Origin of the sequence: Rhodococcus sp. EPR-157 (assembly GCF_001647195.1) — a bacterium.
Taxonomy (GTDB): Bacteria; Actinomycetota; Actinomycetes; order Mycobacteriales; family Mycobacteriaceae; genus Rhodococcoides.
Genome location: NZ_LVCV01000650.1, coordinates 1 through 1,592 on the forward strand (window position 1 = coordinate 1; position 1,592 = coordinate 1,592).

Here is a 1,592-nt window from a genome sequence, read left to right on the forward strand (position 1 = left end):
TCGCGATCAACGCGCAGCCCGACGGGCTCAACATCAACGACGGCTGCGGTTCGACCCATATGGGCGACCTGCAAAAGGCCGTGGTCGAGCACGGCGCGGATCTGGGTATCGCCCACGACGGTGACGCCGACCGATGCCTCGCGGTCGACGCCGCGGGCGCAATCGTCGACGGTGACGCCATCATGGCTGTTCTCGCCGTGGGGATGAAGGAATCCGGTTCGCTGACCGACAACACGCTGGTAGCAACCGTCATGAGCAATCTCGGCTTGCACATCGCGATGCGAGCCGAGGGTATTGCTATCCGCACGGCAGCGGTCGGAGACAGGTACGTTCTCGAAGAGCTGCGCAGCGGTGGCTACGCCCTCGGCGGTGAGCAGAGTGGCCACGTGGTGGTGCCGAAGTACGGAACAACCGGCGACGGTGTGTTGACGGCGCTGCTCGTGATGGGTCGGATGGCCTCGACGGGGCGGTCGCTCGCGGAGCTCGCCTCCGTGATGACTACGTTGCCGCAGGTCTTGATCAACGTCAAGGTCTCGGACAAGGGTGCGGTCGCAGCCGCGCCGTCCGTGCTGGACGGCGTCGCCGAGGTCGAACGGGTGCTGGGTGATACCGGCCGAGTGCTGTTGCGTCCCAGCGGTACCGAGCAACTCGTTCGGGTGATGGTCGAGGCGGCCGAGCCGGACCTGGCCCGCCGGCTCGCCGAAGATCTGGCGAGCCGGGTCGGGCAGGTCTGATCTGTCAGGCGGTCAGGTTGCGTAGCGCGGTCAGCTGCGCAACGCGACCTGCTGTGTTCTCGGCCAGTGGGGCGACGTTCAACGTGGTGACGCCGGCCTCGGCGAACGCTGCGACGCGTTCCTTGACGTAGCTTTCCGGACCGATCAGGTTGACGGCTCGCACCAGCTCGTCGGGAACGGCAGCGGCAGCCTCGTCCTTCTTTCCAGCCAGGTAGAGGTCCTGGATCTTCTCGGCCTCCGCTTCGTAGCCGTAACGCTGCGCGAGATCGTTGTAGAAGTTCTTGCCCTTGGCGCCCATGCCGCCGATGTACAGCGCGAGATGCGGCTTGACCCACGGCAGGTACTTTTCGGCGTCATCTCCGATGGCGAGCGTCGGGCTCGCGAACACCTGCAAGTCGCCGAGCGATGGATCGCGCTTGGCCTTGCCCGCCGCGAGTGCGTCACCCCAGACCTGCTCGGCCTTCTCGGGGAAGTAGAAGATCGGCTGCCACCCCTCGGCGATCTCCGCGGTGAGCTCGACGTTCTTGGGGCCGAGTGCGGCGATGACGACCGGGATACGTTCGCGTACAGGATGGTTGATGAGCTTGAGCGGCTTGCCGAGGCCGGTGCCCTTCTCGGCCGGTAGCGGGATCTGGTAGTACTTGCCCTGGTGTTCGACCTTCTCCCGACGCCACACCTGGCGACAGATCTCGATCACCTCACGAGTGCGTGCAATCGGAGCGTCGTACTTGACGCCATGGAACCCCTCGACCACCTGCGGTCCCGATGCTCCGAGGCCGAGAACGAATCGGCCGTCGGACACGTAGTCCAGGCCGGCTGCGGTCATGGCCGTCAGCGACGGGGTGCGGGTGTAGAGCT

At 65.8% G+C, this 1,592-nt stretch carries 1 protein-coding gene and 1 pseudogene; one reads left to right on the forward strand and one right to left on the reverse strand.

The annotated features are described in order from the left end of the window. Positions 1-734, forward strand: a pseudogene (locus tag A2J03_RS27810) (phosphoglucosamine mutase); the annotation flags it as partial. Positions 735-738: 4 nt separating this feature from the next. Here the strand turns inward: A2J03_RS27810 and A2J03_RS27815 are convergent. Further along, positions 739-1,592: LLM class F420-dependent oxidoreductase (locus A2J03_RS27815; protein ID WP_068380952.1), on the reverse strand; the 854-nt coding region annotated here is incomplete at its 5' end.